Here is a 24,953-nt window from a genome sequence, read left to right on the forward strand (position 1 = left end):
GCCGCACCGCCCCGTGCACTCGGACAGGCCGGCAGGACGCCGGGCCGGCGTCCCGGCCGGAGGGCGCGGGCCGGGGGCGGCCCTACGGGAGGTCCTCCGGCTCCAGGGCGGTGAGTTGGCCGGGGGTGGGGGCGGTGGTGAGCTCCGCCATGCGCTGGGCCTGCCGCTCGGTCATCTCCTGGAAGGTCTGCCGGGCGGAGCGGCCGTTGCCGAAGCCGGAGCCGCGCGGGATCGTCTCGAAGTGGCGCAGCAGGCGCCGGCGGGCGTCCGCGGTGAGTTCGTACCGGTGCTCGCGGGCCTGGTGGTCGACGATCGCGACCAGGTCGGGCGCGGTGTAGTCCTCGAAGACCAGGGTGCGGGTGAAGCGGGAGGAGAGCCCGGGGTTGGAGGCGATGAACCGCGCCATGTCGGCCGGGTAGCCGGCGGCGATCACCACCACGTCGTCGCGGTGGTCCTCCATCAGCTTGACCAGCGTGGCGACGGCCTCCAAGCCGAAGTCGTGTCCGCCGCCGGCCGCCGGCACCAGGGAGTACGCCTCGTCGATGAAGAGCACCCCGCCGAGCGCCCGGGTGAACGCGGCGGCGGTGCGCGGCCCGGTGTGCCCGACGTACTCGCCCACCAGGGCGCTGCGGTCCACCTCGACCAGGTGGCCCCGGCGCAGCAGTCCGAGGGCCTTCAACAGCCGTCCGTAGAGCCGGGCGACGGTGGTCTTGCCGGTTCCGGGGTTGCCGGCGAAGACCAGGTGGCGGCTGAGCGGCGGGGCGGGGAGCCCGGCCTCCTCGCGCAGCCGGACGGCCTGCATCAGTTTCACCATCGAGTGCACGTCGTGCTTGACCCGGTCCAGGCCGACCAGGGTGCCGAGTTCCGCCAGCAGGTCGTCGAGGCTCTCCTCCACCACCGTCTCGTCGAACGGTTCGGCGGGGACGGCGGTCGGTGGCCCGGCGGCGCCGGGCAGGCCCGGGCGCGGCGGGGCGGCGGGGGTCGGGAGGGCGGGAGCGGCCGGGGTCGCCGGGAGCCCCGGGCGGTCGCCGAGGTCGCACTCCTCGAAGACGGGGGCGGCGCCCGCCTCGCCGCCGAGCGCCTCGGTGCAGTCGAGCAGCCGGCAGCGCCGCAGCCGGGGGGCGGCGCCCTCGGCCAGGTGCAGCGCGGGGAAGCGGCTGCGCACCACGTCGCAGGAGGTGAACACGCCGCCGGCGCCCTCGGCGAAGTAGATGCCGTTGCGGCCGGTGTCCTCGATCCGCAGGCCGCCGACGACCGGCCGGGCGCCCGTCCACACCACCATTCCGGAGCCGGTGCTGCCCTCCACCGAGCCGCCCTCCACGCGGGCGTCGGAGCCGGCGTCCAGCAGCAGGCCGGCCGCGCCCGCCTCGGCGACCCGGTTGCCGACCAGGACGGCGCTGCCGCCGGTGCCGATCTCCAGCCCGGCCCGCGCGGTCGTGGTGACGGTGGAGTGCTCGATCCGGGAGCCGGTCGGGGAGGTGACGGCGATGCCGGTGTGGGCGGCGGCGATCCGGCAGCCGGCGACGGTGGCGCGCGCGTACTCGGTGACGGCCACGCCGGTCATGGCGACGCCGGTGACGGTGCAGTCGGTCAGCGCGGCGTCCGCCTTCCCGGCCAGGTGGACGCCGTGCTCGGCGCCGCCCCGCACCCGGCAGTAGGTGAGGACGGCGGCGGCCTCGCCGGAGAGGTGGACGGCGCTGAACGCGCAGTCGTCCAGCCGGCAGTCGGTGAGTTCGGCCCGGGCGTGGTCGGTGGCCAGCAGGCCGTTGGCGGCGGGTGCGGCGACCGTGCAGCCGTCGGCGCCGAGCCGGCCGTCGTCCTGGACGACCAGGGCGCTGGCGGCGGCCCGCAGGATCCGGCAGTCGACCAGCTGGGCCGAGGCCGTGCCGGTGACGTGCACGCCGGCCGCGCCGGGCGCCTCGATCCGGGTGGTCTCGACGACCGCCCCGGCGCCGTCCTCCAGGAGGAGGCCGGCCCGGCCGGTGCCGTGCAGCGCGGAGTCGGCGAGCCGGAGCCGGGAGCGCCCGCGCAGCCGGATCCCGGAGCCGGTGGTGGACTCCAGCCGGAGCCGGACGGCGTCCAGGCGGGCCGTCCCGGAGAGCACGGCGCCGGTGCCGTCGGTGTCGGCGATCACGGTGGACTCGGCGCGGACCCGGGCGCCACCCGACAGGCGAAGGGCGGCGAGCCGGGCGCCGTGCAGCCGGCAGTCCCGCAGCAGCACGGCCGAGGTGCCGTCCTCACCGTCGGCGTCCCGCTGCCCCGGCTCGGGGCCGTCGGGCCCGCGGACCTCGACCCGGCCGCCGCGGACGGTGCAGTGGGCCAGCACCAGCCCGGCGCCGGGGGCGACGGTGACGGCGGGCTCGCCGGGGTCGGCGCCCTCGATGTCCAGGCTGCGGACGAGGCAGTCCGGCCCCTGCACGGTGAGCGCGGGGCCGCCGCCGGGCGGGGCGGCCAGCAGGACGGTGCCGGTGCCCTGTTCGGCGAGGAGCACGACCCGCCGCGGGAGTTCCAGCGACTCCTCGTAGCGTCCGGGGGCGACCACCACCGTGTCGCCGGGCAGGGCGGCCCGCAGGGCGTCGGCGATCAGGCGGTGGACGCCCCGGCCGCGCGGGCCGACGGCGTGGATCCGGTGTGTCCGGTGTTGCATCAGGGCTGTTGTCCTTGCTGCGGTACGGGGGCGGGGGTGAGGACGGGCTTGGGCACCGGGGCCGGGTTGCGGTACCACGGGGGGTTGATGCTCGCCCGGTAGGCGTTGGTCAGCCAGATCGAGGTGATCGACTTCTCGAAGATCTTGAACGGCAGCTGGATCCAGAACTCGGCGAAGCCCTGCCGGTGGAAGAACCGGCTGCCACCGCCCATGATCACGGCGTTCTTGGCGATCGCCGCGCTGCTCGCCGTGGTCAGCCCGGCCAGGCCCGCGATGCCGCCGTCCAGGAAGGCGTCCATCCCGCTCAGCACGTGGGTCTTGCCGTCGGCCCCGGTGACGCCCCAGACGGCGGCGTTCATCGAGCCGTTGACCCAGCCGACCAGGCCGCCCAGCGCCGCGTTGTAGAAGAAGTCGTAGGTGCCGCCGCGCCAGCGGGTCGGGGTCTCGTTGCCCGCCCACTCGTTGGCCCAGTGCTTGTCGTGGTTGTTGGGCCGGCGCAGCTCGTGCTTCCCGCCGTCCACGTTGCCCAGCACCGACTTCGGGCCGCCGACGGCGGAGCCGCGCAGCTCGTGCATCCCGGTGGAGACCAGGCTCTTGACGCCGGCCCCGACCGCCGCGTTCGCGAAGGACTTGAGCGCGTCCTTGCCGGTGAACGGCTTGTTGTTGACGGCCGCGACGATGCCGTTGACGGCCAGGTTGGCGGCGAACTCCAGGACGAACTCCTGCCCGAACTCCAGCGCGACCTTCTTCGCCAGCACCTTCCAGTACGGCTGGTAGAGCGCCTCGCCGAGTGGCACGATCCCGTGGTTCGCGGCGGGCAGGCCCGGCACCCCGTCCAGTGCGTTCCGCATCCGCGGCACCCGGATCTCGACGGAGTCGCCCCAGGGCAGCCGGTTGGCCTCGCGGATCCGCCGGCCGAAGCCGCGGATCTCGGTGAGCGGGCCGCGGAAGTCGTACTCGTTGCCGGTGACCCGGAAGCGGCCGCCGGGGGCCGTCTCCCAGACCAGGCCGCTGTCGGTGCGCTGCGCGATGATCCGGTTGTTGCCGTCGTAGCGGCGCCACTGGCTGCGCCAGGCGTCCTTCTCCAGGAAGGTGCCGTCCCCGAGCGGCTTGCGCTCGCGGACCACCGCGCCGTGGTCGAACTCCTTCCAGGCGCCGGGCGGGTGCGGCGCGCCGTTGCCCTGGACGTACTCGCGCACCCGCAGCGGGCCGTCGCCGAGCGACAGGTGCGGGGGCACCTCGCGGACGGTGAGGGCCGGGCCGCCGCCGGCCGGGCGGAACTCGTCCCGGAAGTGCCGGGCGCCGGCCCGCCACTGGTCGTCCCACGTCCGGGTGGTCCCGTTCCACCAGCGGCGGACCTGCTGTCCGGCGCCGTAGTCGACGGCGGCGCCGTCCGGTCCGTACTTGCGGGTGAACCAGCGCTCGCCGCCGCCCACCGGGTCGACGCCCCGCCAGGAGTCCGCGTACCGGCCGCCGTCGAGCATGTTCCGTTCGCGGACCAGCGCGCCGGTGGCGTCGAAGTCCCGGAAGGAGTCGTCCCAGGGCAGCCGGGGATCGTCGGAGCCGCGGAACACCAGCCGGCGACCGGAGACCGGGTTGCCCAGGTGGTCGGTGCCGGTCCAGCGCCACTCGGCGGAGTCCGGGCGGCCGGTGCCGGTGATCCGGGTGACGTTGCCGTGCGCGTCGCTCCAACTGTCGTGGGTGCCGGTCAGGTTGCCGTGGGCGTCGCGCTGCACCCAGGGGTCGGCCGACCGGGCGTGGACCTGCCCGGTTACCGGATCGACCCGCGGCGGCACCCGGTACTCGCGCACCGAGCCGTCGGGGAAGCCCTCCCGGGCCACCCGCCAGTCGTGGCCGCCCGGTGCCTGGAAGCGGTCCTGCCAGACCGGGTGGTTCGCGCCGCCGCCGGCCGGCGGGGTCAGCTCGGCCCGGTAGCCGGCGCGGCCGGGCTCCTCCCAGGGGACGTGCGCGGGGTTGGTCGGCGGATGGGGCGGCGGGGTGGCGTGGTCACCGACCTTGAGCGTGGCGCCACTGTGCAGCTTCACCGTGGAGCGGACGAACCGGCCGTCCGCGCCCAGGTCGACCACGCTGCTGTCCATGCCCACGTAGCGCAGGCCGCCACCGGGGTTCACACCGCCGGTCTTGTTCCAGAGGAAGGTCTGGAACCGGGTGTCACTGCCCAGGTGGCGGACGGAGCCCTGCGGCGCCCCGCCGAGCCGGTCGCGCACCCAGAGCGGCGGGCGCTGCTCGGACCAGCGGGTCGTGGTCAGCACCCCCCGGTCGGTCGCCAGGACTTCGCGCTTGCCGACCTCCTTGCCGTGCGGGGACTGCCGCTCCCAGGTCTGCCCGACACCGTTTCGCCAGGTGTACTCCTGGAAGTGCCCGGCCTTGTCCGGCCCGTGGCCCATCCCCCACTGCTTCTGGACGACGGTGTTGGTGCCGTCGCCGAGCCGGTCCGTCCAGCCGCTGTCCCGGTGCTGGGTGCGCGGGCCGTGCCCGAGCTCCACCCCGGCGCCGTCGAAGCGGTGCCAGGTCCAGGAGCGGTCGGCGCCGCGGACGGCCAAGGTGTGGCCGGTGACGCCGCCGGTCTTCTGCAGCCCGTCGCGGTACTGGTGGACGGTGGTGCCCCGGTGGTCGACGTCCCGCCAGCCGAAGCCGGAGGTGTCGTAGCGGCGCGTGCCGTGGCCCGCCAGGCCGCCGGCGCCGTCCCACTGCGCCCAGGCGGTCCGGCGGTTGAGGTCGCCGAAGGAGAGCGTGTCGGTGCGCCGGAAGGCGTCCAGGATCCCGCCACCGGACAGCATCCGCCGTTCGAACACCTCCACCGGCGTGTAGGTGGCGGACAGCAGCCGGATGCGGTTGCCGCCGCCGGTGATCTCCACCCGACCGTGGTGGAACGCGCCGGTGCCGACCGGGGGCGGGGTGGCCGCCGCCGGGTGCGGCGTCCGCTGCCAGGTGGCTCCCCCGGCCGCGGTGTGGTCGATGACGTACTGGTGGTCGGTGCGGCGGCCGCCGTCCACCACGTTGAAGCCCTGGTGGGTGACGGCGCCCCCGTTCGGCGCGTGGACGGTGAACTCGCCGTGCCGGGCGCCGCCCGGGCGGTCGAAGGACGCCTGCAGCCCGCCGTCCGGCCGCACGGTGACGATCCGTTCGGGCACCCGGACGCCGGCCGGGCCCTCCAGGTGGCCCGGGCCCGCGACGGCGCCGGGGCCGGGCTCCGGAACGACCGCGAAGGTGCCGTTCGGGTGGCCGTCGGGGCCCTGCAGCCCGGTGCCGGTCTCCAGCCGTGCACCGTCCGCGCCGTAGCGGACGAAGTCCCCGCCCGCGGTGGTGTCGGTGATCTGGTGCCCGCCGCCGGGCCGGTCGACGGCGGTGAGGTGCGGGAGCGGGGTGCCGCCGGCGTCCACGACGCCGAGGGTGCGTGGGCCACCGGGCGGGGTGTGCACCACCACCCACTGGTCCAGCACCGCTCCGCCGGGGCCGTGCAGCCTGGTCCCGTCGTCGACGATCCGCCCGGCGTCGTCGAAGACCCGGAACCCGCCGGCCGGGTCGACGACCCGGAACCCGGTGCCCTCCGGGGTGACGATCCACCGGGGGTCCGGGTGGAAGCCGGCGTCCAGCCACTGGAAGGCCAGCGGGTGGACCGGGCCGCCGGCGGGGCGCTCCAGATGGCCCAGCGGCCGGCCGGTGCCGTCGAGCACCTGCTGCCCGTCGACCTGGAGAGTGCCGTCCGCGCCGTGCCGCTGGTACCGCAGGCCGCCGCCGGGCGTGAGGGGTGGCTGCTCGACCCGGAAGCCGCCGCCCGGGTGGGCGATCACCCGCTCGGGCAGCGGGGTACCGGACACATCGGTGAGCACGTGACCGCCACCCTGCGGGACCACGAAGCGCGTCCCCCGCAGACCCGCCCCGTCACCGAGCGAGATGCCCTGCTCGCCGAAGCCGCCCTGCTGCGTGTATCGGGTGGACACCCCGGACTGCGGATCGGTCACCCGCCAACCACCGGCCGGCAGCGGATCGGCCGTCAGACCCGTCGGCCGACCGAGGTCATCGGTCAGCCGGTGCGGGGCACCGTCGGTGAGGAAGTGGAGCCCCCGCACACCGTGCACGTCCGCCACCGCGAGACCGCTCTCCACCTGCAGACCGTCACCGCCGTAACGCACCGAACGGAAGGTCCCGAGGTCGGTCAGCCGCACCGTGCCGTCCGGCAGCGTGGTCACCGGCTGCGGCAACCGCGTACCGGCCACATCGGTGAGCACGTGACCACCACCCTGCGGCACCACGAAGTGCGTCCCCCGCAGACCCGCCCCGTCACCGAGCGCCAGGCTCTCCCCCTGGAACCCGCCGTCGGGGTCGAACCGGACCGAGCGGCCGGTGACCGGGTCGGTGACCCGCAGGCCGGCCCCGCCGTTCAGCACGGTCAGGTCGTGGCCGCCGGCGTTGCCCAGCGAGCGGGTGACCACCCCGTTGTCGTGGCCGAGGAGCAGCACCGGCCCCAGCGGCACACCGCCCGCGACCAGCAGCGGACGGCCCTCCTCGACGAACTGTCCGCCGTGGTCGAAGCCGCGGTGTCCGCCGGTCACCGGGTCGCGCAGGTCGAAGCCGCCGCCCGGGCGGGGGCTGACGTGGAGCCCCACGACGCCGTCGACGTCGTGCACCTGGTACGTCGGGTGGCCCTGGCCGTCGAAGTCGATGTGCACGTACTGCCCGACCGGTGCGCCGTCCGGGCCGGTGAGCGGGAGGTCCTCGGCCACCAGCCGGCCGGTTCCGTCGTAGCTCTGGACGCTGCCGAGCTGGGCGTTGTGGATGTCGAAGCCGCCGCCGGGGCGGGCGATCGGGCGCAGCGTCGGGTCCGGCACGTCGTGGGCGTCCAGCACCCGGTGGACCGGCCCGCCGCCGGCGGTGGTGGTCTCGATCCGCCAGCCGTTGGGGCCGCCCGCCGCGCTGTCGGTCAGGGTGAGCACGACGGGCTGCGGTGCGGGCTGCGGTGCGAGCTGGGGCTGGACGTGCGGCTGCGGCGCGAGCTGGGGCGCGACCTGCGGCTGGACGTGCACCGGCGGGGCGCCGCCGCCGGTCTCGGCTCCGCCGAGCAGCCGGGGGCGCTCGCGCAGGCTGTCGGCGGTGAGCCGGGCGAGGTCCTGGTCCATCCGGGCCGGGTCGACGCCGAGCGCGGCGAGCCGGTCGAGGGTGTCGTCGAGGCGCTGGGCGGCGGCGTCCACCGAGGCCTGGGCGTGGATCACCACCGGGCTGGGCCGCGAGCCGGAGCCGGGGCGGGAGTGCAGGTCGGACAGCAGCCGCTCGGCCCGGCCGAACTCGTGGCGGGCCAGGGTGAGATCGGCCCAGGCATCGAGGCGGGCCACCCGACCCGGGTCGTCGGCCCGGCCGAACAGGGCGACCACCCGGTCGCTCTGCTCGCGCCAGAGCCGGTCGAGCTGGGCGCCGGTCAGCCGCTCGGGGCCGGCGCCGTGCGGGAGTCCGGTACCGCTGGGAGTGTGCACCGGGGGCGTCGGGGCCGCAGTGAGGACCACCGGGGCCGGAGTGTGACCGGTCGGAGTGTGCACGACCGGCGAATGAACGGCCGGCGCCTGGACGGTCGGGGCCTGGACCAGGGATGTCGGCGACTGGGTGCGGGCCAGGGCGCCGGTGTCGAGCAGGCCGAGGGCGTCGTCCACCCGGCCGACCACCCCCGTGGCGGGCGGGGTCACGGTGTGCACGCCGGGCAGCACGACCGGCGGGGCGACGGTGACCCGGGGAGGGGCGAACTCGGAGAGGTGCAGGTTGACCTGATGGGCGTTCAGGGCACTTCGGCTGTGGTCGCCGAGGTGGGCACCGGTGCTGAAGACGGGGGAATCCGCACGGTTGATCGGGGAGCCGGTGGCGAGCAGGTCCAGCGCGCCGTGCAGCTGCGCGCCCGGGGTGCCGACCGCGCCGAGGCCGGGGACGGACGCACCCGGAACGGCGATGCCGGGGGTGAGGCCGCCGCTGTGCTGGAGCACGGTGGGCCCGTGTAGTTGAGTGGTCGGGGCCAGCTGGGTGGTCGGGGCCGACAGGTCGGCGGTGTGCACGGCGGGCACGTGCGGGGTGGCGGTGTGCACGGCCCCCGTGCCGATCGTGCCCACCCCGGTGGTCGGCTGGTGCAGGCCGATCGCCTGGGTCTGCACCGACGGCAGGTGGACGGCGCCGGTGCCGGCGCCCGTCGTGACCTCGGCGAGGTGGACCGGGGCCGGCTGCACGCTGCCGAGCGTGCCCGGCAGGTGCAGGCTGGCGGGCGTGCCCGCGTGCACGCCCGCCCCCGCCCCGAGTCCGCCCGGGTGGGCACTGACGCCGAGGCCGGTGTCCAGGTGGAGGCCGCCCGGGGTGACGGTGAGGTTGCCCCAGTCGCCCATCCGGACGGAGTGCAGCTCGCGGACCGGGATGTCGAGCAGGGCGTCCAGTTGACGCACGGCGTGCGGCGCGAACGAGAGCTGGTCGGTGAAGCCGGAGTGCACGCCGAAGGTCGGCGGCCGGGAGAAGGAGAGCCCGAGGCCGCCGGGTTCCAGGTGCGGGAGGTCCAGACCGCGCGGTCCGGACCAGTCGCCGAGCCGGACCTTCGCGAGGTCCGCGCGCGGCAGGTCGACCAGGGCGTCCACCTGGTGCAGCGGCGGTGGGACGGGGATCGCCGCGGCGGTGCGCCCGGCGGTGCCCAGCAGGGGCGCCCCGAACCGGAACCTCCCGAGCACACCGCGCTCGAAGAAACCGATCCGCAGGGCGCCGCGCAGCCCGAACCGCCCGATCTCGGCCGCGTCGACCGGCAGGAACAGCCGCAGCCACTTGGTGCCGCCGAGCTCGGCCCGGGCGAAGTTCCAGGACCCGGTACCGATCCGGCCGAGGCCGGCGGGCAGGCCGCGGACCAGGCCGGGCAGGCTCTTGATGCCCTGGATGACGGCGAGACCACCGGCGTTGAAGGTCACGCCCGCCAGGTGCGGCAGGTTGGTGATCGTGCTCTTCACCCAGAGACCGCCGGACTTGATCCAGCTGCCGGTGATCCTGGCGAGGTCCGACAGGCCGGGCAGGAACCTGAAGCCGTGCAGGCCGCCGCCGGTGAACACGCCGCGGAAGAAGTTGCTCACCGTCTGGCCGACGCTCTTGATCCCGGTCCAGGTGAACTTGGCCCCGGCGCTGATGAGTTTGAGCAGCGGGATGCCCTTGGTGGTCGGTGCGATCATGCCGAGGCCGGAGAGGAAGAGGTCCAGTGCGCTGGCCTTGCCCTGGGCGAAGTCGACGGCCGTCTTGACGAAGATCGCGAGGTTGGCGCCGATGGCGATCAGCGCGATCGGACCGCCGAAGATCAGCGCGGGCAGGATCAGCGCGATGGCCAGCCACTGGAAGGCCTCCCAGAACAGGTCGCAGTCGGAGACCGGCTGCTTGATCCCCCGGGCGGCGCTGCTGAGCGCGCTGCCGGCCGTCCGGCCGGCCTCGTCCTGGGCCGTGCCGGCCTGCCGGGCCGTGCCCGCCAGTTCGGTCAGCCGGGAGTCGTCCTTGGCCAGGCCGCGACCCTGGGAGAGCGCGTTGTCCGCGCGCCACTGCTGGTCGCGCACCACGCCCGCGTAGGTGGTCAGCGCCCGGGCGGAGTTCTCGAAGGCGTCGGCCACCGACTGGACGAAGCCGCGCAGCGGTCCGCTGATCTTGTCGCGGAGCGCGTCGGCCGTCTGCCCGACGAACGCGCCGTCACCGGTCTTGTTGAGCACCGCGTCCAGCGCGTCGTCGATCTCCCGGGCGACCCGGCCGAGGTCGGCCAGCGAGCGCTGCACCTCGTCCATCCGGTCCGGATCCCCCGGCGTGGGGTCACCGCTCAGGCCGATCGCGGTCCAGTCGGTCGGACGCTGAGCCATCTCGGGTCCTCTCCGTACGCGGCCTCGCGGGTGGGACGCCCGCCGCCGTGCGCGGAGCACTCCCGCCTGACCACGGCCGGACGGCCCCGGCGGTTCACACGGCCCGACGGCGGCTGGACGGCAGCTCGACGACGGCTCACCGCGGCGCCCCGGGCCGCGCCGGCGAGGCGTGGTGAACCGGGGCCGGGGCTCGGACGTGGTCCGGGCGCAGCAGCACGGTGTGCCGACCCGACCGGAGGGACCCTTGCCCGACTTCTCGATGGACTACGGGATCCTCCACGAGGCCCGCAAGGACCTGCACAGCCTCGCGGACCGGATCTCGCCGACGCTGCACGACAGCCTCTTCTCCCAGTACGGCTCGGGCAAGCTCGGCGACGCCCAGGCCGTGTTCGGGGACCCGAACGTCACCAACGGCTTCCGCAGCCTCTACCGGCTCTCCAAGGACCCGATGAACCGGGCCGTGGACCACCTCAAGCAGTTGGGCGACGTCTTCGGCGCGGTCGCCGACGGCTACTTCGACGTGGACGCGCAGGTCGCCGACGGGCTGGGGGTGATGGGCACCAACATGGGCCTGGACGCCTGGCGCAACGACAAGGCGGCCTGGGACTACCGCAACGCCCACGCCGACCAGTGCACCCCCGGCCCGGACGGGACGGTCCCGGACTTCTGCAAGGCGACCGACCCCGGCGCGCCGCCCGTCGACCAGACCATCGACACCGCCAACGGCTCGGTGCACACCCACCTCACGCTGGACGGCGACAACAACGTGATCAAGGAGGAGACGACCGTCACCCACGACGGCCAGACCTACACCTCGACCACCAGCTACACCGACCACGGCCGCTCCTTCACCACCGACACCGTGTACGCGGACGGCACCAAGAACCACGCCGAGACGCACCTGCGGGAGGACGGCAGCGGCGACATGACCGTCACCGACAACGACGGTGTGAAGACCGAGTACCACCGCGGCGGGCCGGGCCAGGAGTGGCAGCAGACCGGCGGCGGCCCACCGGAGCCCGACCCGGACTACGACCCCCCGACGATGTACTGACCCGGCCCCCGGCCACGGTCACCCACCACCCTTCGAGAGGACGACCATGCCCAACATCTCCCTGGACTTCGAGAAGATCGAGGCCACCTCGGGCCGGCTGGACTCGGCCAGCGACAACATCGTGCCGATGCTGAACGACCTGAAGAACGACGTGAACGGCCTGCTCGGCGACGGCATGGTGTTCCAGCAGTCCAGCCCCGCGATGCAGGAGGCGTACGACAAGTTCAACACCAGCCTGCTGGCCGCGATGGACGGCATCAAGGGCTTCGCCAAGCAGTTCCGGCAGATCAAGGACCAGATGCACCAGATGGACCAGGACATGGCCGCCAGCCTGCGCGAGAGCAAGTGACACCAGCACCGTGCGGGGGCCGGGACGGACGTCCCGGCCCCCGCCGCGTGCTCAGCCCTCCGCGCGCAGCACCGTCAGCGGCACCTGCACGGCCATCGGCTCCCCGGCCCGGCCGGTGGTCCAGCCCCGGCCGACCGACGGGGTGGTGCGGATGAGGTGCACCGGCAGCCGGACGCCGATCATGTCCCCCTCCTGCAGGCTCTTGGGTGCCAGCAGCAGCCCCCGGCGAGCCCGCTTGGCGGCCGTCACCCAGCTGCCCATCGCGACCTGGAGGGCGTCGGCCGGCCCGGCGTAGAGCAGTCCGAGGCCGCGGTCGCGGCCGAACGCGGCGATGTCCTTGAGGATCCGGTCACAGGCCGGCATCGCCAGCAGGTCGGCGTCGTCGACCACCACCACCCTGGGCCCGTCGAGCCCGTCGAGGGCCGCCTGGACGTCCTGCGGCGAAGGGTCCGGCTCGGTGAGCACCCGTGCCCGGGCGTGCCGGGCCAGCGCCCGCAGCGGCGAGTGCCGCGGGGTCAGCACCACCAGCGAGGTACCGCCGGCCAGCAGGGAGACCGCCAGCGAGGCGAGGACCGTGCTGCGGCCCGATCCGGGCGGGCCGAGCACCGCGAACGCCGCCGACGTGCCGGCGAAGTCCACGCCCACCGGGCCCGCGTCGTCGCCGCCCAGCCCGAGCAGGCCCCACATCGGGCGGCGCAGCTCGGGCCCGACCGTCTCGTAGGCCTCGGCGAAGTCGACCGACCGGGGCAGCGCGGCAACCGGGAACGGCCGCCGGGAGACGGGTACCTTGGCGTCCCGGCGGGCGGTCTCGACGCCGATCGCGGCCAGCGCGCGGGCCTGCTCCTGGCCACCCGCGCCGGGGGCGAGCAGCGCGACCTGGGTCTCGGTGCCGCTCAGCACGTGCCAGCCGCGCCCGGCCGGCACCGCGCCGGGCACCTTGCTCGGCGAGAGGCCGACCAGCTGGTAGTCGTTGCGGTCGCCCTGGCGCAGCAGCAGCTTATGGTCGTTGTGCGCGGCCAGCCGGCCGCCGAGCAGGGAGCGCTCCGAGCTGGCGACCACGTGGATCCCGACCGCCGCGCCCTCGCGCAGCAGCCGGGTGACGACGTCCGCGAGCCGCCCGTTGTCGTGGTCGTCGAGCAGGCCCGCCAGCGCGTCCCAGCCGTCGATCAGCAGCAGGATGTGCGCGGGCCGCTCCGCTGCGGGCAGCACGGCGCGCAGCTCGTTCAGACCGGCCGCGTTCCGCTCGCTGCAGAACTCCTGACGCTTCGTCAGTTCGCTGGTGAGCCGGTGCAGCAGGCGCTCCAGTCGCTCCAGGTCGTGCCGCGAGACGACCGCCCCGCAGTGCGGCAGGGCGGTGAGCGCGGCCAGGCCCCCGCCGGCGGCGTCGATGCCGTAGAGGTGCACGTCGGCCGAGGAGGCGGTGCGGGCGGCCGAACCGGCCAGGGTGCGCAGCACCTGCGTCCGGCCGGAGCGGGGCGCGCCGACCACGTAGAGGTGCCCGAAGGTGGCCAGGTCGGCGGTGGCGACCCGGCGCTCCTGGAGCTGCGGGACGTCCTCCAGGGCGTAGGGGATCGGCGGGATGCCGCGGCCCTCGTACTCGGGCAGCAGCGCCACCAGTTCGTCGAGCCGGACCTCCTCCGCCAGGGCGGGCAGCCACGGGCTGGGCTGCGGCACGAAGTCGTCCAGCCCGGCCGCGGCCTCGATCAGGGCGTCCACCAGGGCCTGCAGGTCGGTGGGGGCCGGGGCGGTGGGCGCGCCGGGGTCGACGTCCGCCGCCGGCAGCGCGACCGGGCGGCCGAGTCCGGTCCAGGAGAGTTCGACGGCACGCACCGCGCCGCCCGCGCGGCGCGGCGCAGCGGCGGGCCCCCGGGCGTCCGCCCCGGGCCGGGCGGCGCCCGCCCAGGCGGCCTGGAACGGCACGGTCGAGCGGTGCCCGAGGCGCACCAGCGCCCGCCCGGGGGCGGAGGCGGGGATGTGCACGGCCTCGGAGGTGTCGATGATGTCCTGGCTCTCGGTCGAGTCGGTGACCCGCAGCGCGATCCGCAGATTGGTGTTGGCGCGGATGTCGCTGGTGACCGCGCCGGAGGGGCGCTGGGTGGCGAGCACCAGGTGGATACCGAGCGAGCGGCCGCGCTGGGCGATCCCGATCAGCCCGGGGACGAAGTCCGGCACCTCCCGGACCAGAGTGGCGAACTCGTCGATGACCAGCAGCAGTCGCGGCAGCGGCGGCAGCCCCGGGTCGGCGAGCCGCTTGGAGCGGTACTCGGGGTGGTCCTTGGCCGCGACCTCCGCCAGCAGCCGCTCGCGGCGGCGCAGCTCGGCGCCCAGCGAGGCCAGCGCGCGCTCCACCAGGTGGGCGTCGAGGTCGGTCACCATGCCCAGGGTGTGCGGGAGTTCGGCGCACTCGCGAAAGGCCGAGCCGCCCTTGTAGTCGACCAGGACGAAGGTCAGTTCGTCCGGCCGGTTGGCGGCCGCCAGCGAGGCGACGAAGGACTGGAGCAGCTCCGACTTGCCGGAGCCGGTGGTGCCGGCGACCAGCGCGTGCGGGCCGTCGCGGACCAGGTCCAGGGTGAGCGGCCCGTCGTAGCCGGTACCGAGCAGGAAGGCGGTCGACGCGGGCCGTCGGCGCCAGCGGGCCAGCAGCTGGTCCGGGTCCGGCGGTTCGAGCCGCAGCAGGTCCAGCAGCCTGACCTGCTGCGGCAGCCCGGCGTCGTGCTCGGGGCTGACGTCCCGCACCGGCGCCAGGGCCCGGGCGACCTGCTCGCACCAGTCGGCGTCGACCAGGTCCGCGCGGACGTCGGTGAGGTCCGGCGCGCCGGTGCGGCGGACGGTGAGCCGGTGGCCGGCGGCCAGGACGACGGTGCTGCACTCCTCCGGCAGCAGCCGCTCCTGGGTGTCCAGGCAGACGCTGAACACCCGCACCCGGGGGCCGTCGGTGAGCACCTGCACCATCCCCGGCACCTCGCGCAGCTGCCGGGCGCCGTCCGCGATCACCAGCACGTCCGGCTCGTTGAACATCGCCTTGCCCATGGACGAACCCAGCACCCGCTGCCGGGCCTGGATCTGGGCCACCAGTTCGGAGATCCGGTTCGCGGTCGACTCGGGGTCGTTGCCGATGGACACCAGCGGGCCGCCCGGGGCCGCCGGGCGCAGGTGCGGCAGCCAGCGCACCCAGGCCCAGCCGTCCGCGCGGGCCTGGTCGGAGAGGACCACCACGCGCAGGTCGCGCGGACTGTGCAGGACGGCGGACTGGGCCACCAGCCAGCGCGCGAGCGCCTGGACGGGCTCCTCCGTGCCCGCCACGCCGACCACGCCGTGCTCGGCGACCTCGACACCGATCGGCACGTCCGGGATGTTCCAGCGCACCGCCCGGTGGTTCTCGTCGCGGGCGGGGTCGTCCAGCTCCTTCACGGACGGCTGGTCGACCGTGCCGAGCCGCAGCACCAGGTGGTCCGGGTCGCGGCGACGCCGCTCCCAGAGCCGGCTGCCGGGGCCGACGGCGGTGAGCCCGACCGTCGCCGGGTCCGGCCCGGCCAGGCCGCGCACCTCCCGCTCGCGGTCGGCCGCCACCCGGATCTCCCGCTCCAGCGTCCGGCGGCGGGCCCGGTAGCGGGCCTCGTCCTGCTCGTGCTGCCGGCGGTTGCTGCGCCTGCCGCCGATCCAGTTGGCAAGCGCCATCACCGGGCTGAACAGGATGAACACCAGGTAGAAGTACGAATGGAAGACCGCGACCATCACCATGCCGAGCACCACCGGCGCCAGCATCAGCAACAGCGGGAACGGGCGCCGGGCGGGCGCCGTGGGGGGCAGCGGCAGCCGGAGCCGCTCGGCGTCCAGGTGCGGGGCGATCCGCGGCGGGCGGTTGTAGTCCACGCCGACGCCGTCCGCGGAGGGCACCACGGCGGCGTCCGGCTCGACGGGCTCGACGAGGCGCAGCAGCGCCGCGCCTACCGCGACGTCACCGCCGAGCGGCCAGGCGGTGACGACCCCGTGCCGCGGGGCGGGTGCGGCGGGGGCGGGTTCGGCGCCGGGGGCCGGGGGCGGGCCCGGGGTGCAGCTGCGGACCTCGCCCGGGGCGCCGGCCGTCCGGTGCCAGGTCGCGGAGCCGTCCTGGCCGACGGTCAGCCAGAGGCCGCCGGCCGGGACGTCGGCGCCGCGCAGCCGGACAGCGCAGGCCGGATCCGAGCCGATCTCGTGACTGCCGGGCCCCAGCCGCCAGGTCTGCCCGGCGCCGGGGCCGGAGACCAGGTGCAGCTCCAGGTGCGCCGGACCGTCGGACGGGCCGTCGGGTGGGGGGATCCTGATCCGGTCCGGGGCCCGGACGGGTGCGCCGAGCCCCAGGACGGTGCCCTCGACCACCCCGGACTCCGCGACCAGGGCCTCCGGGTCCAGCGGCGCGGACCCCAGGTGGAGTCCGCGCGGCGGGGCCGAGCCCTCCTCCGCCAGGAACGCCTCCACCCCGCCGGCCCGACCGGCCTCCTGACGGGGGGTCTGCGGCCCGGACGGGTCGCGGTCCACCGCGGCGGCCAGCTCACCGACGGTCGCGTACGGTGCCAGGTCCAGCACGTGGTCGCGGCGGCGGTCGGCGGCGTCGACGAGGGTGACGGTGAGCTTCACCGGGTGTTCTCCAGGGGGTCGGGCTCGACGGGGACTCGGCGGCGGGGGCGGGGATCGGACGCGGTGGGTCGGGCGCGGTGCAGGTCGGGCGCGGTGCGAGTCGGTGCGGGTCCAGCGCGGTACGGGTCGGTGCGGTGCAGGTCGGGCGCGGTGCAGGTCGGTGCGGGTCCAGCGCGGTACGGGTCGGTGCGGTGCAGGTCGGGCGCGGTGCAGGTCGGTGCAGGTCGGTGCGGTGCAGGTCGGCGGCCGGTGGGCCGGCCGGGAGGCGCCCCGGCCGGCCGGTCAGTCCGCGACGGCGGCGGAGACCCCGGGGCCGCGCGTGGCGCGGTCCGGCTCGGCCAGGTCGTCCACCTCCGGCGGCTCGCCCGGGGGCCGGGCGGCTGGTGCGCGGACGGGGCCGAACGCCCCCTCGTCCGAGCCGCTCACCGGGCTCAGGCGGCCCAGCCGGCTCCGGACCCCCGAGGCCACCGGGTCCTCGATGCCCTGCGGAGTGGCTGCGGCTGCGGCCCCGTCCACGCCGGGCGTGCGCCGGGCGAACCGCTGCCATCCGGCCTGCACCGGGCTGTCCCGGTCCGGGGCGGGGGCCACCGGACCGACCCGGAACGGGGCCGGTTCCACGACCGCCGGGGGCGCCGCGGGTCCCGGCGGCGGCGAGGGTGTGGGATCGACGGGCTCGGGGGCGGCGGGCATGGGAAGCACGGGTGCGGGCGCCGGAAGGGGCGCCGGCCCGACCGCGGGAGACGCGGCGGCCGCAGCCGTCCCGGGCGCGACCGGCCGCTCCGGCTCGTCCGGGGCGGGCTCGGTCCGGTCCGGCTCAACCGGCTCCTGCCCGACCAGGTCCTGCCCGACCAGGTCCGGCTCGACCAGGTCGGCGTCGTCCGCCGGAGCGGCGTCGAACGCGGGGTGCGGCGGCAGGCTCGGCAGGATCCGTGCGGTCGCCCTGGCCAGCGCCACGGCCTCGACCCGCAGCCCGCTGCCCCGGATCCGCAGCCCGTCCCGGTCGGCCGTCAGCAGTCTCGCGGTACCCCTGGCCCCGCCGAGCGTCAGGACGCGCACCCCGGCCGCCGGACGTTCCTGGTCCACGACCGTGGCGCAGACCGCGAACGCCTGGTGCCCACCGGCGGCCGCCCGCTCGGCCGCCACCAGGGCGGCGGCCGAATCGGGGCCATGGTGCTGGGGGTGGACGCCGTCGGCCACGGTGACCGCGCCGACCGGCAGCCGGGTGTCCAGCTGCGCCGCCACGGCCTGGAGCACCGCCCGGGCCAGACCCCGCTCGCCGCCGAACTCCAGGACGGCGGGTCCGTCGGCCAGGTCGAGCAGGACGGCGTGCCGCCCGTCGGTGCCCAGGACGGCCAGCAGCGGCGCGGCCCGCCCCACCCCGGTCGGGGACGTGGCCACGTCCTCCCGGGCGATCCACCAGAGCCGCGGGTCGGCGTCGTCCACGGTCCAGGGCTCCGGCGGCTGCGGCGGTGTGCCGGGCCCGCAGGCCACCAGCACCCCGACCAGGGCCGGGCCGAGCAGCGCCGCGTACGGCCGGACGTCCGGGACCAGCCCGGCGTTCAGGACCGCCCGCTCCGCGTCGGCCCAGCCCTCCCGGCCGCCCAGCAGCCGCAGGACGAGCCGCACGTCGCGGCGGAAGCGCAGGTGTGCCCGGACGGGTGCGGCGAACGCGGCGCCCGTGGCAGCGACCTCGCGCCGCGCCCTGCGCCGCGCCGCCCTCCACCCGCCGCCGCGCCGGACGGCGAGGTGGGCGAGGACGGCGAGCAGAAGCAGCAGCCCGCCCAGGCCGATCAGCCCGGGCGCACCCCGGGGCACCGCGAGGGCGAGGGTCGAGGCGGGTGCGGCTGCGGCGGTCACGAGGCGACTCCCCGGGCGAGGACGCCCCGGTCGGCGAGGTGCCGGCGAAGGGCCTGCACCCCGTAGTGCGTCCGGGACTTCAGCGTCCCGCCCGGTATGCCCAGGGCGCGGGCCGCGTCGACCCCGCTCTGGCCGAGGAGATGGACGCGTACGACGGCCTCCTGATGGACCCGGTCGAGGGAGCGGAGTGACTCGACCAGCACCTGGCGGTCCAGCACCTGCGCCGTACGGTCGGCGACCGCGTCGGCGGCGGGGAAGCCCTCGGCGGCGATGCCGACCGGGACGGTACGGTCCTTGCGCCAGTCGTCGATGACCAGGCGACGGGCGACCCGGAACAGCCAGAGCCGGATCGGCCGGTCATGCCAGTCGAGACTGTCGCCCGCCTGCCAGGCGCGCAGCAGGGTCTCCTGGACGATGTCCTCCACGTGGTACGGGTCCTGACGGATCAGACCCGTGATGAACCGGTGCAGGCTCTCGCGTTCGGCCAGCAGGAGTTCGGCCCGGACGTCGGGGGCAGTTCCGTCGGGGGCAGTTCCGTCGGGGACGGCAGGCACCGGCGGCACCGATCGTCGTTCGGCGGACAGGCGTTCGGACCCACCCTCGGACCGTCGGAGGGCTGTCGAGGCGCTGTACTCCATGACACTGCTCTTCTCTTCCCTGATCACGCGGTGAGCGGCAGCGGCGGAGCCCCCCTGTCATGCGCGTGGCGCGCAGCCCCGACCGGTGGTCACGGTAGTGGCGCCACTCGGCCACCAACCCATCACAGAGTGAACAGAAGTTCACGTCATTGTGCCCAACCGAACAAGTTGGTCGCCGAGTTGACCAATCGTCATGTCCTGCGCGTGGGGCGTTCACATCGCCGTGGTGTTGACGGAGGAGCCTTCCGTCCGCTGTCGCACACTCCTTGGAGGCCCCCGGTGTCCCCGTCCGATCTCCCGTCGACGCGACCGCAGCCCGTCGACCGTTTCGCCGACACCTTCGCGCGGCGTACCCCCTCACCACCCCGGGGGATGGTGCCGGGTGCACGGGTCTGGGGCGCGACCGCCGCGGCCGCCGCACTGGTGGGGGCCGTCGCGTTCGGCACGGCGCAGCTGCCGGACCACGACCCGCACCGGGCGCCCGTGGGCGCCGGTCAGGCGCCGGTCACCGATGCCGCCTCGGCCGCGCCCTCCGGCCCGGCCACGACCGCCCCGGAGACCACGGCCGCGGCACCGGTGGACCAGGCGGCCACCGCTCCCCCGCCGGCGGAGCCGGCATCCGATCCGGCCGCGACCGTCACCGTCCAGCCCCCGGCGCCGGAGGAGGCGGCCGCCCCACCGGCCCCGGCCGCGCCCGGGCCGACCGTGTACCGCACCGCCGCAGCCGCACCCGCGCCGTCCGCCCCGGCCGCCAAGTCCGCTCCGTCGGCCCAGCCGGCACCCGCCGCGCCGGCCCCGGCCGCCCCCGCGCCGGCCACACCCGCACCGGCGGCGCCCGCGCCGGCCGCACCGCCCGCGCCCGTGGCCGCACCGCCGGCGGTCGGCCGACCGATCGCCGGGCGGGCCTCCGAGCGGTGCATCGGGGCGATCGCCCGCAACGTCACGGACGGCGCCCGGCTGGAGCTCCAGGACTGCGCCGGCGGCGCCTGGCAGACCTGGGACTTCCGCCCCGACGGCACGGTCCGCGCCCAGGGTCTCTGCATGGACGTCGCCTGGGGGTCGGTGGCCAGCGGCGCGGCGATCCAGGTGGCCAACTGCAACAACGGCCCGGCCCAGCGGTTCGTCCTGTCCGGCGCCGGGGACCTCGTCAACCCGCAGGCCGACAAGTGCGTGGACGCCAAGGACCTGGGCACCGGGGCCGGCACCCCTCTGCAGCTGTGGGACTGCGCCGGCACCACCAACCAGAAGTGGTACGTGCGCTGATCCGCCGGCCGCCCCGCCGATCGCCACCGTCCACCTGCCCCGCCGGGTCCCGGCCCGCCCGCACCGCCCCCGGCACCCGCCCGCCTCGAACCGCCTGCCCGCCTCCGCCCCGGCCCTGCCGCCGGGGCGGACGCGTCGCGTCCGTGCGACGTTCCCCACGTCCGCCGCCGCCTCCTCCGGTGAGGCTTCGTCAGGATCGTCATCCGATCGCTCAAGACCCCACCCGTCGCCAGGAGTCGGCCGCATCGCGCCACGCCCCGACCAGGACGGGGCCCCTGGAGGCGACGGAAGACTCACCTCTACGATGGACCGATGGCGTCGATCAAGCAGGTCCAGATCACCTTCGACTGCGCGAACCCCGAGCGCGTCGCCCGTTTCTGGCGCGAGGTGCTGGGGTACGTCGTGCCGCCGGCCCCGGAGGGGTTCGCCACCTGGGACGAGTTCGATCGCGCGCAGCCGCCCGGGCATCAGGGTCCGGCATTCGCGGCAATCAACCCCACGGGTACGGAGCCGCGACTGTTCTTCCAGCGGGTACCCGAAGGCAAGGTCGTCAAGAACCGGGTGCACCTCGACGTCCGGATCGCCACCGGGCTCGTGGGGGACGAGCGCCTGGCCGTGCTCGAGGCCGAGTGCGCACGACTCGTCGCGCTCGGCGCGGTACGCGGGCAACTTCTGCTCGCCGATGACGAGAACGAGTCGTGCCAGGTGATGCAGGACATCGAGGGCAACGAGTTCTGCCTCGACTGAGCGGCCGCGAACACGGCATCAGACCGGCGGTCGGGGCAGCCCGGTGTGCGGGCCGCGCGCCGGGCGGCCGGTCGAGCGGCTCCGTGCGGGGCAGCATGGACGGGGTGGACCCGGCGGCACGGCAAGGGGGATCCGATGGAAGACGACCGATCGCTCCACTGGCGCGCACTCACCGTGGCGGGAGCACTGACCGGCGCGGTGTGCGGGGCGCTGTTCTTCTGGTCCTGGGGGTCGCCGCTCGCCCCGCTGCCCGTCCTCCCGCTCTGGATCACCGGCGCGGTCGGCCTGCTGGTGGCGGTGGCCGCCTCGTTCGGCCTGCCGAGCGGCGACCGGATCTCGCTCGGCACGGTGGCCACCTTCCTGCTCACCCTCGCGCTCTGGCTCGGCGCGTCGGCGGCGGACATCGCCGCGACCGGCATCCGCGACTGGGTGCGAACCCCGCAGTCGATCACCGCCGAGGTCACCGACTGCCGACTGGAGGGCTCGTTCGACTCCCCCGACACCATCGGCTTCGACCACCACACCTGCGTCTACCGCTGGACGTTCGACGGTGGCGAGCGCACCGAACGGCGTGACTCCGACGTCCACCCGGACGGCCGGCGCGTGTCGATGTGGATGAGTCCACGCACCGGCGAGATCGCCGACCATCCGCTGTTCGCCCTCATCGGCCACACCGTGGCCGCCCTCGTCGCCGGCGCCGTCGCGGGAGCCGGCGGCTGGTTCCGTCTGCGCACCGAGGTCCGCACACTGCTCGGCCGGCGGACGCCTCAGTAGCCGCCGGGCCGGGCCCGCAGGCGTGGCCCGATCGGCGGGTCGCGGCCCCTACGACGCGGCCCGTACGAGGCGGAACGGCCGGTGCGGGTGGAGGCCGCCGCCCCCGCCCGCACCGGCCTGCCCGGTACTGCTGCCGGCTTCGGTCAGCAGGTCACGACGGCCGAGACCGTCGCGTCCGAGGTGGGCCAGCCCCACTGGTCCACCGAGAAGTTGGCGACCACCGTCGAGCCGCACGGCGCGGTGGCGGTGACACCGCCGACGCGCGTCCCGCCCGCCGTCACGAGGGTGGTCAGGGCGACGGGGGCGATCGGCGCACTGCCGACGACGGTGCCCGAGACCCTGAACCCGACCTGCTGCGGCTGCCAGGCCGGGTTGGTGGGAGTGGCCTGGCCGTAGAAGTACACCTGGTTGCCGGTCACCTCGACGCAGGCCCTCGTCAGCAGGAAGCCGGGCGCACCCGGGCTGCCGCAGGTCACGGTGGCACCCACCGGGCCGGCGACGGGCGCGGCGACGGCCTGCTGGGCGGTGGCGAGCGTGGCCAGGGTCGCGGCGGTGGCCAGTACAGCGGTAAGACTCTTCATCGGGTCCCTCCCTCGTCATTGCCCTCGACGCACGGCGAGAGCAATGTGCAATGTCACATCGTTCTGACGGCATCATGGCAGTGCCCATGGCATGTGACATCCGATTCCGGTACGAAGGGCTCCCCACTCATCGGTATCGGCCACCGATTGACCTGAACGACCTGTCATGAGCCCTCCAGTCACCCCCCGCCCCCGATGTCCCCGAACCCTCTTCGGGCGGGCGGAGGTTGCGCCGCGTCCGGACCGGTCAGCCGGGGTTCGCACTGCGGAACGAGTGCCGGTAGCTGTTGGGCGGGACACCGACGATCCGCTTGAACTGGCGCCGCAGCGTCGTGGCGGTCCCCATGCCGGTGGCGAGGGCCACCGCCTCGATGCTCTCGTCGGTGGCCTCCAGCAACTCCTGGGCGCGCCGCACGCGCTGGTTCAGCAGCCACTGGATCGGCGTCTGCCCGAGCACCGAGCGGAACTGCCGTCCGAGATGGCGCGGGCTGGTGTTGGCCTTCCGCGCCAGGTCGGTCACCGTCAACGGCCGGTCCAGCCGCTGCTGGGCCCAGGCGAGCAGGTTGGACAGCACGTGGTCGCCCGTCGCCTGCACCGGCGTCGCCACGAACTGGGCCTGACCGCCCGGCCGGTGGGGCGACATGACGAGGCGACGGGCAACGGAGTTGGCGATGCGCGCGCCGTGGTCGAGGTGGATCAGATGCAGACAGAGGTCCACGGCCGCGGCCTTGCCCGCGGAGGTCAGCACGCTGCCGTTGTCCGTGTAGAGGACGTCCGAGTCGACCTCGGCCAGCGGGTGGCGTGCGCTCAACTCCTCTGTGTGGGCCCAGTGGGTGGTGGCCCGCCGGCCGTCCAGCAGGCCCGCGGCGCCGAGCACGAACGCCCCGGTGCAGAGCGAGGCGACCCGGGCACCCGCCCGGTGCGCCGCGCGCACGGCTTCGACCAGCTCCGCCGGCAGCGGATCGTCGATGTCGGCGCAGGCGGGCACGATCACCGTGTCGGCCTCCACCAGGCGTTCCAGTCCGTGGTCGGGCTCGACCGTGAACGGGCCGACCCGGACCGGCCCCGGCCCGCAGAGCAACACCTCGTACCAGCCGTCCGTGGCCTCGCGCGGGGGATTGCCGAAGATCTCGTAGGCCACCGCCAGTTCGAAGTGGAGCAGGTGGCCGGCGGTCGGCAGCGCGACAGTGGGCATGTCCGAAAGTGTACGGGTGTTGTCGTTCCGGACCATCACGGTCCGGTCCCGTCGGCGGCCAGACTGATCATCAACAGAACGACGAGAACGGGGAAGCGACAATGAGCACGACGGCTGCAGTGGTGGTTTACGGGGCAACGGGGCACACCGGTCGCTTCATCGTCGCCGAGTTGCGGAGGCGCGGCTTCACCACGATCGTCTCCGGGCGCAACGCGGCCCAGCTGGACGCACTGGCGGCCGAGTGGCCCGGCGTGGAACCCCGGCCGGCCACCGTGGACGACCCGGCGTCGCTGGACCGCGCCCTCGCCGGCGCGGCGGCCGTCGTGAACGCCGCCGGACCCTTCGCGGTGACGGGCGGCCCGGTCGTCGAGGCCGCCCTGCGGGCCGGGATCCCCTACGTCGACGTCGCCGCGGAGATCGAGGCCAACGTCGCGATGTTCGCCGACCACGCGGACGCGGCCCGCGAGGCCGGCGTCCCGGTGGTCCCGGCGATGGCCTTCTACGGCGGCCTGGGCGACCTGTTGGCGACCGCGGTGATGGGCGAGTGGACGTCCGCGGACACCGCACACGTCGCCTACGGGCTGGACAGCTGGCACCCCACCCCGGGCACCCGGGAGGCCGGGGTGGTGTCGCACGACCGCCGCGCGGGCCGCCGGGTGCGGTTCGCGGACGGCGAACTGCAGTACCACGACGACAAGCCGTGGGAACAGGACTGGCTCTTCCCCGCTCCGCTGGGCCGGCGCTCGGTGATCGGGGAGTTCACGATGGCCGACGTCGTGACCCTGCCCAGCCACCTGGCCGTGCCCGAGGTCCGCACCTACATGACCGTCGAGGCCGCGGGGGACCTGGCCGGGGAGAACACGCCGGCACCCCAGCCCGTCGACGACCTGGGCCGGTCGGACCAGACGTTCCTGGTCGACGTCCTGGTCACCGCGGATGGCGTGGAGCGCCGTGCCACGGCCCGGGGCCAGGACATCTACGCGATCACCGCGCCCCTGGCAGTGGAGGCCGTCGACCGCATCCTGACCGGGCGGACCCGGACCACGGGCGTCGCCTCGGCCGGCGCGATGTTCGACGCGGCGGACTTCCTGCGGGCGCTGAGCCCGTACCTGTCGATCGAGCTCTCGCACTGACCTCGGCGCACGGCTCCTCGGCGCGACGGGGGCGACCGCGTCCTCTCGTGTCGCCGCTTCGCCGTCCCCGATCCGGTCGCACGGTCCTATGGGCGGCGCCCGGCGGAGGCGTCGAGCGCGGCGAGACGCCACTTGCCGCGCTCCGCCCGAGAGCTGCGCGAGCAGGTAGGGCTGGCTGTCGATACGGACCCGCCGTCTGTGGCGCCGGCAGGTCGTCGGCCGGGCAGCCGAGG

General features: G+C 75.4%; 13 protein-coding genes. 6 read left to right on the plus strand and 7 right to left on the minus strand.

Annotation, left to right across the window (positions count from 1 at the left end; all coding sequences use genetic code 11):
• Positions 1-82 precede the first annotated feature (82 nt).
• Together AB0J08_RS18880 and AB0J08_RS18885 are read right to left on the minus strand one after the other, a co-directional pair.
• On the minus strand, positions 83-2,647 hold the full coding sequence (locus AB0J08_RS18880) for a right-handed parallel beta-helix repeat-containing protein (protein WP_360634874.1): 2,565 nt from the start codon (positions 2,645-2,647) through the stop codon (positions 83-85).
• The gene (locus AB0J08_RS18885; protein ID WP_360634877.1) at positions 2,647-10,512 is read right to left on the minus strand and encodes a hypothetical protein; all 7,866 of its coding nucleotides are present in this window, start codon (positions 10,510-10,512) and stop codon (positions 2,647-2,649) included. Before AB0J08_RS18885 ends, AB0J08_RS18880 begins: the two co-directional genes overlap by 1 nt.
• A gap of 244 nt (positions 10,513-10,756) precedes the next feature.
• On the opposite strand from AB0J08_RS18885, the gene AB0J08_RS18890 reads away from it, so the two are divergent.
• Positions 10,757-11,566 carry a hypothetical protein gene (locus AB0J08_RS18890; RefSeq protein WP_360634880.1) on the plus strand — a complete coding sequence of 270 codons (810 nt, stop codon included), beginning with the start codon at positions 10,757-10,759 and terminating at the stop codon, positions 11,564-11,566.
• 46 nt (positions 11,567-11,612) lie between these two features.
• On the plus strand, positions 11,613-11,915 hold the full coding sequence (locus AB0J08_RS18895; protein WP_360634883.1) for a WXG100 family type VII secretion target: 303 nt from the start codon (positions 11,613-11,615) through the stop codon (positions 11,913-11,915).
• A gap of 51 nt (positions 11,916-11,966) precedes the next feature.
• On the opposite strand, the gene AB0J08_RS18900 is transcribed toward AB0J08_RS18895, so the two are convergent.
• The 3 genes from AB0J08_RS18900 to AB0J08_RS18910 all read right to left on the minus strand — a co-directional run bounded on the left by AB0J08_RS18900 (position 11,967) and on the right by AB0J08_RS18910 (position 19,027).
• Positions 11,967-16,532, minus strand: a complete 4,566-nt coding sequence (locus tag AB0J08_RS18900; protein ID WP_360634886.1) for an FtsK/SpoIIIE domain-containing protein — start codon at positions 16,530-16,532, stop codon at positions 11,967-11,969.
• A 282-nt stretch (positions 16,533-16,814) separates the two neighbouring features.
• Positions 16,815-18,389, minus strand: coding sequence for a hypothetical protein (locus tag AB0J08_RS18905; protein ID WP_360634889.1), 1,575 nt, complete (start codon positions 18,387-18,389; stop codon positions 16,815-16,817).
• Positions 18,386-19,027 (minus strand): sigma-70 family RNA polymerase sigma factor, encoded by a 642-nt coding sequence (locus AB0J08_RS18910; protein WP_360634892.1) that lies wholly within the window; start codon positions 19,025-19,027, stop codon positions 18,386-18,388. Before AB0J08_RS18910 ends, AB0J08_RS18905 begins: the two co-directional genes overlap by 4 nt.
• Positions 19,028-19,399: 372 nt before the next feature.
• On the opposite strand from AB0J08_RS18910, the gene AB0J08_RS18915 reads away from it, so the two are divergent.
• From AB0J08_RS18915 to AB0J08_RS18925, 3 genes are all read left to right on the plus strand, one after another.
• The gene (locus AB0J08_RS18915) at positions 19,400-20,290 is read left to right on the plus strand and encodes an RICIN domain-containing protein (RefSeq protein ID WP_360634895.1); all 891 of its coding nucleotides are present in this window, start codon (positions 19,400-19,402) and stop codon (positions 20,288-20,290) included.
• A gap of 312 nt (positions 20,291-20,602) precedes the next feature.
• The gene (locus tag AB0J08_RS18920; protein ID WP_360634898.1) at positions 20,603-21,037 is read left to right on the plus strand and encodes a VOC family protein; all 435 of its coding nucleotides are present in this window, start codon (positions 20,603-20,605) and stop codon (positions 21,035-21,037) included.
• A gap of 135 nt (positions 21,038-21,172) precedes the next feature.
• Complete coding sequence (locus AB0J08_RS18925; RefSeq protein ID WP_360634901.1) at positions 21,173-21,811, plus strand: hypothetical protein; 639 nt, start codon at positions 21,173-21,175, stop codon at positions 21,809-21,811.
• A gap of 143 nt (positions 21,812-21,954) precedes the next feature.
• On the opposite strand, the gene AB0J08_RS18930 is transcribed toward AB0J08_RS18925, so the two are convergent.
• Together AB0J08_RS18930 and AB0J08_RS18935 are read right to left on the minus strand one after the other, a co-directional pair.
• Positions 21,955-22,392: a hypothetical protein gene (locus AB0J08_RS18930; RefSeq protein ID WP_360634904.1), complete on the minus strand. Its 438-nt coding sequence runs from the start codon at positions 22,390-22,392 to the stop codon at positions 21,955-21,957.
• Positions 22,393-22,639: 247 nt separating this feature from the next.
• The gene (locus tag AB0J08_RS18935) at positions 22,640-23,587 is read right to left on the minus strand and encodes a helix-turn-helix domain-containing protein (RefSeq protein WP_360634907.1); all 948 of its coding nucleotides are present in this window, start codon (positions 23,585-23,587) and stop codon (positions 22,640-22,642) included.
• Between the two features lie 101 nt (positions 23,588-23,688).
• Here AB0J08_RS18935 and AB0J08_RS18940 point away from each other — a divergent pair, with 101 nt between their 5' ends.
• A complete protein-coding gene (locus tag AB0J08_RS18940; protein ID WP_360634910.1) occupies positions 23,689-24,720 on the plus strand; it encodes a saccharopine dehydrogenase NADP-binding domain-containing protein in 1,032 nt (343 codons plus the stop codon).
• The last annotated feature ends 233 nt before the right edge of the window (positions 24,721-24,953 follow it).

Source organism: Kitasatospora sp. NPDC050463 (assembly GCF_040655255.1).
GTDB lineage: Bacteria > Actinomycetota > Actinomycetes > Streptomycetales > Streptomycetaceae > Kitasatospora.